At 43.2% G+C, this 16,193-nt stretch carries 10 protein-coding genes; all 10 read left to right on the top strand.

Annotated features, from left to right (window positions below):
* The first annotated feature begins 33 nt into the window (after positions 1–33).
* The 10 genes from EJN84_RS05895 to EJN84_RS05850 all read left to right on the top strand — a co-directional run bounded on the left by EJN84_RS05895 (position 34) and on the right by EJN84_RS05850 (position 16,190).
* The gene (locus tag EJN84_RS05895) at positions 34–1,512 is read left to right on the top strand and encodes an MFS transporter (protein WP_129594542.1); all 1,479 of its coding nucleotides are present in this window, start codon (positions 34–36) and stop codon (positions 1,510–1,512) included.
* Positions 1,513–1,535: 23 nt separating this feature from the next.
* The gene (locus EJN84_RS05890) at positions 1,536–2,666 is read left to right on the top strand and encodes an endo-1,4-beta-xylanase (protein ID WP_129594541.1); all 1,131 of its coding nucleotides are present in this window, start codon (positions 1,536–1,538) and stop codon (positions 2,664–2,666) included.
* 22 nt (positions 2,667–2,688) lie between these two features.
* On the top strand, positions 2,689–3,660 hold the full coding sequence (locus tag EJN84_RS05885; protein ID WP_129594540.1) for a glycoside hydrolase family 43 protein: 972 nt from the start codon (positions 2,689–2,691) through the stop codon (positions 3,658–3,660).
* A 27-nt stretch (positions 3,661–3,687) separates the two neighbouring features.
* Positions 3,688–6,336: a glycoside hydrolase family 3 C-terminal domain-containing protein gene (locus EJN84_RS05880; protein ID WP_238943943.1), complete on the top strand. Its 2,649-nt coding sequence runs from the start codon at positions 3,688–3,690 to the stop codon at positions 6,334–6,336.
* 16 nt (positions 6,337–6,352) lie between these two features.
* Positions 6,353–7,537 carry a mannonate dehydratase gene (uxuA, locus tag EJN84_RS05875; protein WP_129594539.1) on the top strand — a complete coding sequence of 395 codons (1,185 nt, stop codon included), beginning with the start codon at positions 6,353–6,355 and terminating at the stop codon, positions 7,535–7,537.
* A 26-nt stretch (positions 7,538–7,563) separates the two neighbouring features.
* Positions 7,564–9,051, top strand: a complete 1,488-nt coding sequence (locus EJN84_RS05870) for a xylulokinase (RefSeq protein WP_129594538.1) — start codon at positions 7,564–7,566, stop codon at positions 9,049–9,051.
* Positions 9,052–9,069: 18 nt separating this feature from the next.
* Positions 9,070–10,392, top strand: coding sequence for a xylose isomerase (xylA, locus tag EJN84_RS05865; RefSeq protein WP_101486825.1), 1,323 nt, complete (start codon positions 9,070–9,072; stop codon positions 10,390–10,392).
* 74 nt (positions 10,393–10,466) lie between these two features.
* Positions 10,467–11,858 carry a D-xylose transporter XylE gene (gene xylE / locus EJN84_RS05860; protein WP_101486826.1) on the top strand — a complete coding sequence of 464 codons (1,392 nt, stop codon included), beginning with the start codon at positions 10,467–10,469 and terminating at the stop codon, positions 11,856–11,858.
* A gap of 5 nt (positions 11,859–11,863) precedes the next feature.
* Positions 11,864–12,754 (top strand): helix-turn-helix domain-containing protein, encoded by an 891-nt coding sequence (locus EJN84_RS05855; RefSeq protein ID WP_129594537.1) that lies wholly within the window; start codon positions 11,864–11,866, stop codon positions 12,752–12,754.
* A 193-nt stretch (positions 12,755–12,947) separates the two neighbouring features.
* Entirely contained in the window at positions 12,948–16,190 is a 3,243-nt protein-coding gene (locus EJN84_RS05850) for a SusC/RagA family TonB-linked outer membrane protein (RefSeq protein ID WP_129594536.1), read from the top strand.
* The last annotated feature ends 3 nt before the right edge of the window (positions 16,191–16,193 follow it).

Genomic DNA, 16,193 nt, shown 5'->3' with positions numbered 1-16,193 from the left:
CAATGATTAATTAACCCTATAAAAAATTGAGTAATGAATACAGCTACACAAAAAGTGCCTTGGTATGAGAAAGTGGGTTACAGTCTGGGTGATGGGGCTGCCAACCTGGTTTTTCAGATGACAATGATGTTTCAGTTGTTTTTTTATACCGATGTGTTCGGTATAAAAGCTACTGCAGCCGGAATGATTTTACTGATAGCCCGTGTTTTTGATGCGTTTGTCGATCCGGTAGTGGGAATTTTGTCCGATCGAACCAACTCCCGATGGGGCAAGTATCGCCCATGGATATTATGGACAGCGTTGCCATTTGCCATCTTTTTTGTTCTGGCTTTTACCACTCCCGATCTCTCGGAACGCGGAAAGATTTTATATGCAGGCATCACGTATGTTCTGTTGATGTCGATTTATTCCTTCAACAATACGCCCTATTCCTCATTAGGAGGCGTGATGACCGCCGATATAAAAGAACGCACGAGTATCTCAACCTATCGTTTTGTAACTGCGACTATAGCCACTTTTGTCGTACAAGGATTGACCTTGCCTCTGGTGACGAAATTTGGACAAGGCGACCAGCAGAAAGGATGGCTGTTAACCATTTCTCTTTTTGCTGCTCTTGTTGTTGTTCTGTTTGTGATCACGTTTTTTACCACAAAAGAACGCATCGAACCTCCGGTAAACCAGAAAACATCAGTCAAACAAGATTTTAAGGATATCATACAAAACAGACCATGGAAAGCCATGTTTGTACTTACGTTATTCCTATTCATCACATTAGCCATGTGGGGGAGCAGCATGTCTTATTACTTTAATTATGTGGTGGATAAAGATGCTCTTTTTGTGTTCCTTAGCAAGGTTGGTTTAATCAGTGAAGCGGGGGAGAGTTATGGTGCAGGGCATCAGTTTTTGGATGCTTTCGGATTGATTGCGCGCGATAACAGTGATGTTTTTGCGGTTGGGTTTAGTCTGTTTAATATGATCGGGCAAATGATTACTTTATTGGGCGTGATCTTGTTGTCTCGCTTTCTCTCCAATATATTCGGCAAGCGCAACGTGTTTATTGTCTGTTTGGCACTGACGGCATTGTTCACCACTCTTTTCTATGTGGTCTCACCTAAAAATATTGAGTCCATTTTTGTCATCAATATCTTAAAAAGCCTTGCTTACGCACCAACCATTCCGTTGCTTTGGGCGATGATGGGGGATGTGGCCGATCATTCCGAATGGGTGAATCACCGTCGCGCAACGGGTTTTGTTTTTGCCGGAATCGTTTTCGCTTTGAAAGCAGGACTTGGTGTTGGAGGCGCCATTTGCGGGTCAATTATAGATGCATTCGGATTTGTTCCAAACCAAATTCAAACCGATTCTGCCGTTTTTGGAATTAAACTCTCAGCCAGTCTTATTCCTGCATCAACTTTCTTTATCGGCGTGTGCGCTTTATTTTTCTATCCGATTTCCAAAAAATTAAACGAACGTATTCAGGCAGAATTAGAAGAAAGAAGAAAAAATAATTAATAAACATACTAAATATCTTTTTTATGAAATTGAAATCGTATTATTTTGTAATTTCCTTTATGGTTATAGCTTTATTTGCAAACTGTAAAGCTGAGGAAAGTAAATCGGAAAAAGCTTTGCAAGAAGCGTTAAAAGGGAAATTTTTAATTGGAGTCGCCATGAATGCCGATCAAATTACCGGAAAAGATACAGCCGGAGTAAGATTAATCAAGGAGCATTTCAATTCGATTACTCCCGAAAATTGCATGAAAAGCGAAGTATTGCAACCCGAGGAAGGGAAATTCGATTTCGCTTTGGCGGATCAATACGTTGATTTTGGCCAAAAAAACAATATGTTTATCGTTGGCCATACGCTTATTTGGCATTCTCAGGCCCCGAAATGGTTTTTTGTGGATAAGGACGGAAAGGATGTTTCGCGTGAAGTGCTGATCGAACGAATGAAAAACCATATTACTACCGTTGTTGGTCGATACAAGGGTCGAGTACACGGTTGGGATGTGGTAAATGAAGCTATAGAAGATGACGGTTCTTTCAGAAAAAGTAAATTCTATCAGATTATCGGGGAAGATTTTATCCGGCTGGCTTTTGAGTTTGCTCATGAGGCCGATCCCGAAGCAGAACTTTACTATAACGATTATTCCATGTCTAAAGAGGGAAAACGCGATGCAGTTGTCAAAATGGTGAAAAAACTTCAATCGGAGGGAGTTAAAATTGACGGAATCGGCATGCAGGGACATATGACGATGGATTTTCCTACGCTGGAGGAAGAAGAGAAAAGTATTGTCGCATTTTCCGAAACAGGTGTTAAAGTGATGATTACCGAATTGGATTTAACTGTGCTGCCTTCACCCGGTACCAAAGTTTCTGCAGATGTTGCTTTAAGTTATGAATATCAGAAACAATTGAACCCTTATCCCAACGGTTTGCCGGATTCGGTAGCTCAAGCAGCACACGATCACTACTCGGAGTTTTTCAGATTGTTTTTGAAACATGCCGACAAAATCGACAGAGTAACCATGTGGGGACTCACGGACGGAGACAGCTGGAGAAATAACTGGCCTGTTCCGGGTCGGACGGATTATCCGTTGTTATTCGATCGCAATTATCAACCAAAACCGATTGTAGAAACAATAATCAAAGAAGCAAACCAATAAACAAAATATAGGAGAACAAAAAATGGCGAAAATGAGATATTTGGTAAAAGACATATTCACGGCCGATCCCTCGGCACATGTATTCAACGGTAAAATTTATATTTATCCTTCTCACGATATTGACGCCGGAATTCCGGAAAACGATAATGGCGATCATTTCGACATGCGCGATTATCATGTTTTTTCAATGGATTCCATTGACGGAGAAGTTACGGATCACGGTGTTGCACTCGACATTAAGAATATTCCGTGGGCCGGACGACAATTATGGGCTCCAGATGCAGCATATAAAAACAGAAAATATTACCTTTACTTTCCATTAAAGGATAAAACGGATATTTTTCGAATTGGTGTAGCGACAAGTGATAAACCCGAAGGTCCGTTTATTCCTCAAAGTGATCCCATAAAAGGAAGTTACAGCATCGATCCGGCCGTATTCGATAACGGCGACGGCAACTTTTACATGTATTTCGGCGGATTGTGGGGAGGACAATTACAACGTTATCGCAACAATAAAGCCATTGAGTGCGGTCACGAACCCAAAGACGATGAGCCTGCTTTGTGTGCAAAAGTTGTAAAACTGAGCGACGATATGCTTAACTTTGCTGAAGAACCTCGCGATGTGGTTATTTTGGACGAGAAGGGCGAACCGTTGAAGGCAGGTGACCATAAGCGCCGATTTTTTGAGGCTTCCTGGATGCATAAATACAACGGGAAGTACTATTTTTCCTATTCGACCGGAAATACACATCTGTTGTGTTATGCAATCGGAGACAATCCTTACGGGCCATTTACATACAAAGGAGTTATTCTGACACCCGTTGTTGGATGGACCACGCACCACTCCATTGTAGAATTTCAAGGGAAATGGTATTTGTTTCACCACGATAGCGTACCTTCGGGAGGGAAAACATGGCTACGAAGCATGAAAGTAACCGAATTGGAATACAATGAGGATGGTAGCATTAAGACCATTGATGGAATGAGAAACTAACGTATAAATCCTATAATTCGATTAATTGTGAAAAAGATAAATAGCTCCGCACTTTATTTAATTTCAATCATAGTCTTTCTTTTCTTTCAAGGAAGTAAACCGATTGAGCGATACCTGGACACCTCATTGACATTTGAAGAACGAGCAACCGATTTGCTTTCGCGTCTGACATTGGAAGAAAAGGTGAGTTTGATGCTCTACGATTCGCCGGCAATCAAGCGATTGGGAATTCCGGCTTACAATTGGTGGAACGAATGCCTGCATGGCGTGGCACGTTCGGGATTGGCAACCGTCTTTCCGCAAGCAATCGGGATGGCTGCCATGTGGGATACCGACGAAATGTTCGATATCGCCACAGCGATTTCCGACGAAGCGCGGGCCAAACATCACGACTACGCGGCAAAAGGGAAACGGGGCATTTATCAGGGGTTGACGTTCTGGACACCCAACATCAACATTTTTCGCGATCCGCGTTGGGGAAGAGGCATGGAAACGTATGGCGAAGATCCCTTCCTGACTGCCGAAATGGCTATTCCATTCATCAAAGGTTTGCAGGGCAACGATCCGAAATACCTGAAGCTGGTGGCTACGGCGAAACATTTTGTGGTACACAGTGGACCAGAAGCTGTTCGTCATTCTTTTGATGTGTATCCCAACGAATACGATATGGCCGAAACCTATCTACCTCATTTCAAAAGATCTATCGAAGAAGCCAACGTTTACTCGGTGATGTGTGCCTATCAGCGTCTGAACGGTGAACCTTGCTGCGGCAGCAAGTATGTGGAGGACATTCTGCGCAACAAATGGGGATTGAAGGGATACATTGTGTCGGATTGTGGTGCGATCAGCGATTTTTACGAGCCGGACAAGCATCATGTTGTGAACACTCCGGAAGAAGCTGCCGCAATGGCCGTGAAAGCAGGTACGGATTTGAATTGTGGCGACACTTACAAACATTTGGTGGATGCCGTAAAGAAGAATTTGATCACCGAATCGGAAATTGATGTTTCAGTCAAAAGATTGTTGTTGGCAAGGATGAAACTCGGAATGTTTGATCCCGACAAAGAAGTAAAATATGCACAAATTCCCATCAGTGTAGTAGATTGCGAGAGACATCGGTTGCTGGCTTTGGAAGCCGCACGCAAATCGATGGTATTGCTCAAAAACGAAAACGGAATTTTGCCTTTTTCGAAAGGAGTTAAAAGAGTAGCTGTCATCGGTCCGAATGCCGATAACGAAGAAATTTTGTCGGGTAACTACAACGGCTATCCCTCCCACCCCATTTCGCCATTGCAGGGAATAAAAGATAAACTTCCGAATGCAGAAGTGAAATACGCTCCGGGATGCAGATTGGCCGAAGGGATGCCCTTTTTGAGCCCCATTCCCGAAAACTATTTTTACGTAGATAAAAAACTGGAAACAAAAGGATTAAAAGCAGAGTATTTCGATAATGTCAACTGCGAAGGTTCTCCCAAACACATTCGTGTGGACAAAAATATTGATTTCGCTTGGTGGACAACTGCACCATTTCCCGATATAAAATACGACCAATTTTCGGTTCGTTGGAAAGGCTTCCTTGTCCCACCCGTAAGCGGGAATTATATCATCGGAGGTGAAGCTTTCAGCGGATTTAAACTGATATTGGAAGGGAAAGTATTAAACTTCGGACAAAGCGAACATCATTCCAAAAAAGGTTATGAACCGGTAAAGCTGGAAAAAGGAAAACCTTATGAAATTGAGCTGGAATATGTGCAAAACAACACCGAATATCCTCACGTACAAATGTTGTGGGACGTGCAAGAAAGGGATATGAAAAATGAAGCCTTAAATTTGGCAAAAAATTCCGATTTGGTGGTACTCTGCATGGGGTTAAGTCCGTCGCTGGAAGGAGAAGAGATGAATGTGAATATCGATGGATTCTACAAAGGCGACCGAACCGACATCAAATTACCGCAAGTTCAAACCGAATTGATGCAGGAAATTGTAAAACTGGGGAAACCGACGGTGCTGGTTCTGCTCAACGGAAGTGCGTTGGCTGTTAATTGGGAGAACGAAAACATTCCCGCCATTGTCGAAGCATGGTATCCGGGTCAAGCGGGTGGAACAGCGATTGCCGACGTGATTTTTGGCGATTACAATCCGGCAGGACGGTTACCGGTTACTTTCTATAAAGACATTCACCAAATTCCGGCTTTCGAAAACTATGACATGAAAGGAAAAACGTATCGTTATTTCGAAGGCGACCCGTTGTACGAATTTGGTTACGGATTGAGTTATACAACGTTTAATTACCGTTTAAAGAGCATTCCGACGTCGGTTAAATCGGGAGAAAATATTCCCGTTTCGGTGGAAGTAACTAATTCGGGAAAAAAAGACGGCGAGGAAGTGGTTCAACTGTATGTTTCTTTGCCCGACAGCAAACTCCGGAAGCCGATTCGGTCATTACAGGGATTTCGACGAATCTATTTGAAAGCCGGCGAAACCAAAACGGTTGATTTTCTGCTCAAACCCCATCAGTTTGCTGCACGCAACGAAGAAAATATCCCACTCGTAGAGGCAGGCAAGGTGTTGATTTCTGTCGGCGGAAAGCAACCCGATGAAAAATCTATTGCTGCAGCGAAGGTCGTTCAAAAAAATGTTGAGGTAACCGGCGATAAATTTTATGTAAACGAATAATTTTGGTTGATTCGATATGGAAAAAACGTGGAGATGGTTTGGCAAAAAAGATCCTATCACGCTCGATATGCTCCGACAAATTGGCGTGGAAGGAATTGTAACGTCGCTTTATGATGTTCCAAACAATGAAGTTTGGCAAACGGAAGATATTCTTGATTTGAAAAAATTTATTGAAGCTGCCGGGTTGCGTTGGTCTGTGGTGGAAAGTGTGCCGGTTTCGGAATCAATAAAATATGGAGGAAAAGACAGGGATTTGTTGATTGAAAATTACAAACAAACGCTCAAAAATTTGGGCAAAGCAGGCATTACGACGGTTTGTTACAATTTTATGCCGGTGATAGACTGGGTAAGAACCGATTTGCATAAAACATTGCCTGATGGCACCCAAACGCTCTATTTCGATAAAATCAAGTTTGCCTATTTCGATTGTAAGATTTTGAAGAGGAAAGATGCCGAAAAGGATTATTCGCAGAAAGAAATGCAGCAAGTGAACGAGCTGGAAAACGTTATCACCGAAGCCGAAAAAGCCGAATTGATCGACACCATTATCGTCAGGACGCAGGGATTTATCAATCGAAGCATAGTGCACGGCAATGAAGATCCGGTGGAGGCCTTTAAAAATCTGCTTCGGTTATATGAAGATGTCGATAAAGGAAAACTTCGTGAAAATTTGAAATATTTTCTGCAGCAGGTGATTCCCGTGGCAGAAAAATACGGCATGCGATTGTGCATTCATCCCGATGATCCGCCATTTCCCGTATTTGGTTTGCCGAGAATTGTCAGCGACAAGAATGATATTCGGTGGATTTTGGACGCCGTGGAAAGTCCGTCCAACGGTTTTACGTTCTGTGCCGGTTCGCTGAGTGCCGGAATTCAGAATGACGTAGTCGATTTGGCCAAAAAATTTGCCGAAAAATCCTTTTTCGTACATTTGCGAAGTACGGAAATCAAGGAAAACGGCGATTTCGTGGAAGCTTCTCATCTGGGTGGGAGAGCAAACCTGATTGAACTGATCCGAATTTTTGAAAAGAAAAATCCCGCTGTTCCCATGCGTGTCGATCACGGAAAACTCATGCTCGATGATGTCGCAAAAAATTACAATCCGGGCTATTCCTTTTTGGGGCGAATGTTTGCGTTGGCGCAGGTGGAAGGCATGATGGCCGTCGTTCGCAATGAAATGAAATCAAATCTCATGAACTGAAACAACATTAAAACTAAAAAAATATCATGTATTTATTAGGATATGACATAGGTAGTTCGTCCGTCAAAGCCTGTTTGGTAGAAGCTGAAAGCGGGAAAATAGTTGCCGCCGATTTTTCTCCGAAAGCCGAAATGCCGATTCATGCAGCCTATCCCGGTTGGGCAGAACAAAACCCGGAGATGTGGTGGGAAAACTTGAAAACGGCGCATCGTTCGGTGATGGAAAAATCGGGAGTAAAAGCGGAAGAGATCAAAGCCATCGGCATCTCTTGGCAAATGCACGGACTGGTTCCGGTGGACAAAAACCGTCAAGTGCTGCGACCGTCGATCATCTGGTGCGACTCTCGGGCCGTTGCTTACGGCGAAAAAGCCTTTAATGCGATTGGTAAGGAAAGAGCATTGTCGCTTTTGCTCAATTCTCCCGGAAACTTCACAGCCTCAAAGCTTGCCTGGATAAAGGAAAACGAACCCGAGACTTACCGTAAAATCGACAAGATTATGCTGCCGGGCGATTATATCGCCATGAAACTGACCGATTCCGTCGGAATAACGGTTGAAGGCCTGTCGGAAGGAATCTTTTGGGACTTCAAGGAAAACCGGCTCTCGGAAGATGTGATGCAATATTTCGGATTCGACAAATCCCTCATTCCCGATATTGTTCCCACATTCGGAATTCAAGGAACTGTTTCGGCCACCGCAGCCGTCGAATTAGGGCTGAAAGAAGGTACGCCGGTAAGTTATCGTGCCGGCGATCAGCCCAACAATGCCGTTTCGCTCAACGTATTCAATCCGGGAGAAATTGCCTCAACGGCGGGAACTTCCGGTGTAGTTTACGGCGTGTTGGGTGAAATAAATTACGACCCGCTTTCGCGCGTAAACACTTTTGCGCATGTCAACCATTCTCCCGAAAAACCGCGATTGGGTGTTTTGTTGTGCATTAACGGTACGGGAATTTTGAATTCGTGGATCAAGCGAAACATGATTCGCGAGGGACTTTCATACGACGATATGAATCGTCTGGCCACACAATCTGCCATCGGAGCAAAAGGCTTGTCGGTGATTCCTTTCGGAAACGGCGCCGAACGCATTCTCGAAAACAAAAACATCGGATGTTCGTTTCACGGCATCAATTTCAATATTCATTCCATTGCCGATGTAGTGAGAGCTTCGCAGGAAGGCATCGTTTTTTCGTTCAAATACGGTATGGAAATCATGGAGAGTATGGGGATGAACATCAAAGTGATTCGTGCAGGCAATGCCAACATGTTTCTCAGTCCGGTTTTCAGGGAAACTCTCGCAAGCATTGCCGGTGCAACCATCGAACTCTACGATACCGACGGAGCGGCCGGAGCGGCCAAAGCGGCCGGAATAGGTGTCGGCATTTATGCTTCACACAACGAAGCATTCGCCTCTCTTAAAAAGATCATGACCATCGAACCCGATGCAAAAAATCAATCGCAGTACGAAACTGCTTATCAAGAGTGGAAAACAAATCTGAATTTACTCAATAATTAACATCAACTCAATTAAAAAATGGAAAACAAGAAAGAATTTTTCCCCGAAATCGGGAAAATCAAATTTGAAGGAAAAGAAAGTAAAAATCCGTTGGCATTTCGGTATTACGATGCCGAAAAAGTTGTTTACGGACGCAAAATGAAAGACTGGTTCAAATTCTCGATGGCCTACTGGCATACGATGTGTGCAGAAAGCAGTGATCCCTTTGGCGGACCGACGAAAAGTTTTCCGTGGAATCGGGAAGCAGATCCCATCGAAAGGGCAAAAAACAAGATGGATGCCGCTTTCGAATTTATGCAAAAAATCGGAATCGAATATTTCTGCTTTCACGACATTGACTTGGTGGACGAAGGAAATTCGCTCGAGGAGTACGAATCCAACCTGAAACAGATGGTGTCATACGCCAAGGAGAAGATGGCTCAAACCGGGATCAAACTCTTATGGGGAACGGCCAACGTATTCGGTCATAAGCGTTATATGAACGGAGCAGCCACCAATCCCAATTTCGACAGTGTTGCCTACGCTGCCACGCAGATCAAAAATGCGCTGGATGCCACCATCGCGCTGGGAGGCGAAAATTACGTGTTCTGGGGAGGCAGAGAAGGCTACATGAGCCTGTTGAACACCGAGATGAAACGCGAAAAACAACATCTGGCCATGATGTTGACCAAAGCGCGTGATTATGCCCGTTCGAAGGGTTTCAAAGGGACTTTCCTCATCGAACCCAAACCCATGGAGCCGACCAAACACCAGTACGATGTGGATGCTGAAACGGTTATCGGTTTTCTGCGCGCCAATGGTTTGGACAAGGATTTCAAACTGAATATCGAGGTCAATCATGCCACACTGGCCGGCCACACCTTCGAGCACGAATTGCAATGTGCTGCCGATGCCGGCATGCTCGGATCGATTGATGCCAATCGGGGCGATTACCAAAACGGCTGGGACACCGATCAATTCCCCATTGACGTTTACGAACTAACGCAAGCCATGATGGTCATCCTGAGAAATGGCGGCTTGCAGGGTGGAGGTACGAATTTCGATGCCAAAACGCGTCGCAATTCCACCGATTTGGATGACATCTTCATTGCGCACATAGCGGGGATGGATGTTTTTGCACGGGCATTGGAAGCTGCCGCCGCCATACTCGAAAAATCGCCCTATCTGCAGATGCTCAAAGAGCGCTACGCTTCTTTCGACAGCGGAAAAGGGAAAGCATTCGAAGAAGGAAAACTTTCGTTGGAAGATCTGCGCGCTTATGCGCTTTCGTTGGGCAGGGAACCCGCACAAATCAGCGGGAAACAGGAACTTTACGAAGCTATCGTAAACATGTATATATAAAAAAGGTAAAACATAGCGGATTCTCGGTCGGTTGCTTGAAAAACCGGCCGGGTTTCTTTTATTACGGGTAAAAAATGACAAAACAATACAACGCATCATACATTTTCGCGATAACGCTGGTAGCGACGTTAGGCGGACTGCTTTTCGGATACGACACGGCCGTCATCTCGGGAGCCGAAAAATCCCTTCAGGCATTTCTGATCGAGCCGTTGGGATTAAACGCGCTGGTTCACGGTGCCACAGTATCGAGCGCCTTGATCGGATGTATCATTGGAGGGATATTGTCCGGTTTTTTTTCCAACCGATTGGGGCGCCGCAATACCCTGCTTCTGGCATCCGTCCTGTTTTTTGTATCGGCTTTGGGATCGGGATATCCCGAAACCTTTTTCTTCCCTTGGGGAGAACCTTCGGTCGGTTTACTGATCACTTTCAATATCTACCGCATTTTGGGCGGTATCGGAGTAGGGTTGGCATCGGCCGTTTCGCCCATGTATATCAGCGAGATTTCTCCGGCCGCTATTCGCGGGCGTTTGGTATCGTTCAATCAGTTTGCCATCATTTTCGGCATGCTGGTTGTTTATTTCGTGAACTGGGAAATAGCCCGAGGTCAGTCGATAGAATGGATCAATGCCATCGGTTGGCGGCGCATGTTTGCTTCGGAAACCATACCTGCAGCTTTGTTCGGGATATTGCTGTTGTTTGTACCGGAAACACCCCGCTATCTGGCGCTGGTGCATCAGGACGAAAAAGCTTTGGCGGTATTGAAGAAAATAAACGGGAGAGAAGAAACTGCCCGTCGGATACTGGACGAGATAAAACAAACGGTCGACCATTCGATCAAGGCCAGTGTATTTTCTTACGGTAAGAAGGTCATCATCATCGGAATCCTGCTGTCGGTATTCCAGCAGTTTGTCGGCATCAACGTGGCCTTGTATTACGCCCCGCGTATTTTCGAGAGCATGGGCGCCGCCAAAGATGCCTCCATGCTGCAAACCATCATCATGGGCTTTGTGAATGTCGTTTTTACGGCGGTAGCGATCGTTACGGTGGACAAATGGGGCAGGAAGCCTTTGTTGATGACCGGGTCGATAGGGATGGCCATAGGCATGTTTGCAATCTCGGCATTGGCGTTCAACAACATCATCGGCATCAGTACGCTGGTATTCATCATCATCTATACGGCATCGTTCATGATGTCGTGGGGACCGATCTGTTGGGTATTGATTTCCGAAATCTTCCCGAACAAAATACGGGGAAAAGCGGTAGCCATTGCCGTCGCATTCCAATGGTTTGCCAATTACCTGATATCGTCCACCTATCCGGCCATGATGGAGTTCAGTTCGGGCTTTACATATGCCTTCTATGGCGCGATGTCCGTTTTGTCGGCCCTGTTTGTATGGAAAATGGTTCCGGAAACAAAGCGAAAATCGCTGGAAGAGATGGAAGGATTGTGGAAGAAGGAATAAGTTTCATGAATATCAACAACAATTATATTATTCGCGAGATAACTCCGTTGTCAGATAAGGACTGCTTTTATATAGCCGATCGGCGAAAATCGGAGTTTACATATCCCTTGCATTCACATGCCGAGTACGAATTGAATTATATCGAAAATGCGCCGGGAGTCCGACGCATCGTGGGCGATTCGGTAGAAACGATTGGAAATTATGATTTAACACTCATTTCAGGAGCCGATTTGGAACATGTGTGGGAACAATATAAATGCGAATCGAAAGATATTCGAGAAATAACAATCCAATTTTCGCCGGATCTGTTTTTCGGAAGTTTTTTGGGGAAAAATCAGTTTGACAGCATTCGTCGCATGCTCGAAAAAGCACAAACAGGCATCAGCTTTCCTATGGAAGCCATTATGAAAGTGTATCCGCTTTTGGATACGTTATCTTCTGAAAAGGAAGGTTTTTATGCCGTTATCAAATTTTTGACCATACTCTATGAACTTTCGCTTTTCGATAATATTCATTTGTTAGCCAGTTCCTCATTCGCGAAATCGGATGAGAGCAGCGACAGCCGTCGGGTTTTGAAGATACGTCAATACATTAATACCCATTACAAAGAACCTATCCGATTGGAGGAATTAGCCGAATTAGTCGGCATGACACCTGTGGCCTTAAGTCGTTTTTTTAAAATTCGTTCTGGCAAAACCATCTCAGATTATTTAATCGATATTCGGTTGGGATTTGCAGCCAGGTTGTTAGCCGATACTACAAATTCTATTTCCGAAATTTGTTACGATTGCGGATTCAATAACTTGTCAAACTTCAACAGAATTTTCAAGAAAAAGAAAGGATGTACTCCAAAAGAATTTAGAGAAAATTTCAGAAAGACGAAACAAATCTTTTAACTATTCCATCAAAATAGTATCATTTAATGCTAAAAGATATGCAAAAAAATATCTTTTAGCATTTTATCTTTGCATGTATCAAATTACGATGAGAGAGGGTGACCTTTTGTTTATTACGCAATACGCAACAAAATTTAAATATTACCTAAAACAAGATTCGTATCATATTAATTCACAACAAGAACATTTATTTATGAGAAACATTTGTAGAAAATTTTTTATTTTGATTGCACCGGCTCTATTACTGAGCCTGCAACTCGCGGCTCAACAGCGAACCATCACAGGTTCTGTGGTTGATGCCAGGGACAATTCTGCTATGATTGGCGTAACGGTAATGGAAAAAAACACCTCAAACGGTACCGTTACGGATCTCGATGGAAAATTCACACTGAGACTTACCACCCAAAACCCGGTTTTAGTCTTTTCGAGCGTTGGTTACAAAACCAAAGAAGTTAGCGTGGGGAACAGGTCTTCGTTTAATATAAGTTTGGAAGAGGACGTAGAACTGCTTGATGAAGTGGTAGTAGTGGGATATGGAACGATGAGAAAAAGCGACCTCTCAGGTGCATCTGTTTCAATCGGCGAGGATGCCATAAAAAAATCTGTTATTACTAATTTAGACCAAGCTTTACAGGGTCGAGTAGCAGGCGTGAATGCCGTCCTAACGTCGGGTGCTCCCGGATCGTCATCAGCCATAAGAGTCAGAGGACAAGCGACCATTAATGCCAATGCAGAGCCACTTTATGTTATCGATGGAGTTATTGTTCAGGGTGGGGGAAATAGTGGAGCCTCGTTTGGATTAGGCGATGCATTGGGGAATGGACCTGTATCGACAATCTCACCACTTTCAACCATTAATCCCGCAGATATTTTGTCGATGGAAATTTTAAAAGATGCTTCCGCTACTGCCATTTATGGAGCGCAAGGAGCAAACGGCGTAGTCTTGATTACCACAAAGAGAGGGAGAGCTGGAGAAGCAAAATTCAATTATGAAGGATCTTTCGGCATCCAGCGACAAGCGAGTAGAATTGAAATGATGAATTTAAAAGAGTTTGCCGAATTCAGCAATTCAGTTGCTCAAGAGAGTAACTCGAAAGACTCTCGACCTGAATTTCTTGATCCAAGCCTGCTTGGAGCAGGAACAAATTGGCAAGATGCCATTTTTAGACACGCACCTATGAATCAGCATCAGATTTCAGCTCAAGGTGGGACTGATAATGTTACTTATTATGTTTCTGGATCTTTTATGAATCAAGACGGAACTATTATTGGTACACACTTTAATAGATATTCTTTTCGAACTAATTTGGATGCAAAACTAAAAAAATGGTTGAAATTGGGAGTCAACATTATGTATTCGAATACTGACGAAAGATTAGGACTGGCTGATAGTGATGAAGGTATCGTGAATTATTCGCTTCTAACTCCACCAGACATACCTATTTACGATTTGGACGGAAATTATGCAAGCGTAGTGAGAGAAGGGTATACAAGAATCAACCCAATCGCAATGGCGTTAGATGAAGACATCCTTTTAGGCAGAAACAAACTTAACGGAAGTATTTTTGCTGAAGTAACGCCTTTCAAAAATCTGACCTGGCACAGCGAATTAGGATATGATATCGGAAACACAAGAGCCGAACAATTCGAGCCTGCGGTGACATATGGAAATTGGAGTCGTAACGTCAATATGAGTTCAATACAAAGAAACTATAATTTCTTTTGGCAGTTAAAAAATTATTTAACATATACGGGGTCGAAAGATAAACATAATTACTCCGTGATGCTTGGACAAGAGTTATGGGAATCAAGTTGGGAATATGAAGGAGTACGTGCTACTAATTTGCCTTCAAACGATATTCATAATCCTAGTTTAGGTTCAGATCCTCAGATTAATTCTGGTTTCGGGAGTAGCGCGATGGCTTCATTCTTTGGGCGTGGGACATACAACTATGGCGATAAATATATGGGAACCTATACTTACCGAAAAGATGGATCATCTAATTTTGGGCCTAAAAATAGATGGGCAGGGTTTCATGCGTTTGCCGTTTCGTGGCGTTTTACAAACGAAGAATTTTTCGAACCTCTATTAGGAATTTTTGACAACGGAAAAATTCGACTAGGATGGGGGCAAACCGGCAATTCCAATATAGGAGGCTATCGATGGGGTGCGTCCATATCTAAGATGCCATCAGGGCTGGGTCTTGGATACAGACAATCCAACATTGCCAATCCATACATTAAATGGGAAACTCAAGAACAGTGGAATTTAGGTCTTGATTTATCTTTATTAAATAGAAAAATAGATTTTGTAGTAGATGCATACGATAAAACTTCGTCTGATATGCTTATGCAACTCCAACTTCCATCATATATGGGTACAAGAGGCAATGCCTCGTCTGCCTTAGCTTCACCGTATGGAAACTATGGAACAATCAATAATAAAGGAATCGAATTTACATTGACGACCCACAATCTGACGAAAGATTTCATCTGGGATACCGATTTTCAAATGTCGTTCAACAAAAATAAATTAGTTGCACTCGATGGCACTGAATCGGCTCACATAGAGGGTTATGGCCAATGGAGTGATGTTGTCACTGTTACAAACATAGGTGACCCATTATATAATTTTTACGGATACAAAGTCGCAGGAGTTTACAAAGACTTGGAAGATTTGCAAAATTCACCAAAGCCGGAAAAATATCCAACTGATGGCGTATTCAATCGCTATAACACTACATGGGTTGGGGATTTGAAATTTGAAGACATAAGCGGACCCGACGGAAAACCAGATGGGATTATTGACACTTACGACCGCACCAACATCGGTTCACCCTGGCCAAAATTTACTTTCGGGTTGACTAATACGATGCAATACAAAAATTTTGATTTGTCTATTTTCCTCAGTGGATCATATGGCAATAAAGTATTCAATTATATGGATATGCACTTGTCAGGGATGACGAGTGTTTGGGACAACCAATTGAAAAAAGTAACCAAAAGAGCTCAGCTCGAACCTATAGATCCCAATAAAACTTATCCCACAGTGATTAATGGAGTGACTGTGAATAATTGGTTTGACGATATTACCAATGTAAAAGTATCGAATCCAAATACTCGAATTCCTCGTGCTATTTATAATGATCCCAATGATAATAATCGTATCAGCGACAGATATATTGAAGATGGGTCATATTTGCGTATCAAAAACATAGCCTTTGGATATAATTTACCTGCGACATTTGTACGTAAAATGAAAATAGATAATCTCAGGATCTATGCTAATATTCAAAACCTATACACTTTTACCAAATATAGCGGGTACGATCCTGAAATTGGGGCAAGCACAGCAAGTGCAAACGTTTTTGGGCTGGATAACGGTCGTTATCCATCACCTCAAGTCTACACATTTGGATTGAGTTTATCTTTTTAATAA

The organism is Seramator thermalis (assembly GCF_004138125.1).
Lineage (GTDB): Bacteria > Bacteroidota > Bacteroidia > Bacteroidales > Dysgonomonadaceae > Seramator > Seramator thermalis.
The sequence above is the reverse complement of the archived record's forward strand: the minus strand, read 5'-3'. Positions and strand labels throughout refer to the sequence as shown.

Excerpts from the sequence above, each read along its gene's own strand:
- EJN84_RS05895 (WP_129594542.1), top strand. The coding sequence starts at position 34 with ATGAATACAGCTACACAAAAAGTGCCTTGGTATGAGAAAGTGGGTTAC.
- EJN84_RS05890 (WP_129594541.1), top strand. The coding sequence starts at position 1,536 with ATGAAATTGAAATCGTATTATTTTGTAATTTCCTTTATGGTTATAGCT.
- EJN84_RS05885 (WP_129594540.1), top strand. The coding sequence starts at position 2,689 with ATGGCGAAAATGAGATATTTGGTAAAAGACATATTCACGGCCGATCCC.
- uxuA (WP_129594539.1), top strand. The coding sequence starts at position 6,353 with ATGGAAAAAACGTGGAGATGGTTTGGCAAAAAAGATCCTATCACGCTC.
- EJN84_RS05870 (WP_129594538.1), top strand. The coding sequence starts at position 7,564 with ATGTATTTATTAGGATATGACATAGGTAGTTCGTCCGTCAAAGCCTGT.
- xylA (WP_101486825.1), top strand. The coding sequence starts at position 9,070 with ATGGAAAACAAGAAAGAATTTTTCCCCGAAATCGGGAAAATCAAATTT.
- xylE (WP_101486826.1), top strand. The coding sequence starts at position 10,467 with ATGACAAAACAATACAACGCATCATACATTTTCGCGATAACGCTGGTA.
- EJN84_RS05855 (WP_129594537.1), top strand. The coding sequence starts at position 11,864 with ATGAATATCAACAACAATTATATTATTCGCGAGATAACTCCGTTGTCA.
- EJN84_RS05850 (WP_129594536.1), top strand. The coding sequence starts at position 12,948 with ATGAGAAACATTTGTAGAAAATTTTTTATTTTGATTGCACCGGCTCTA.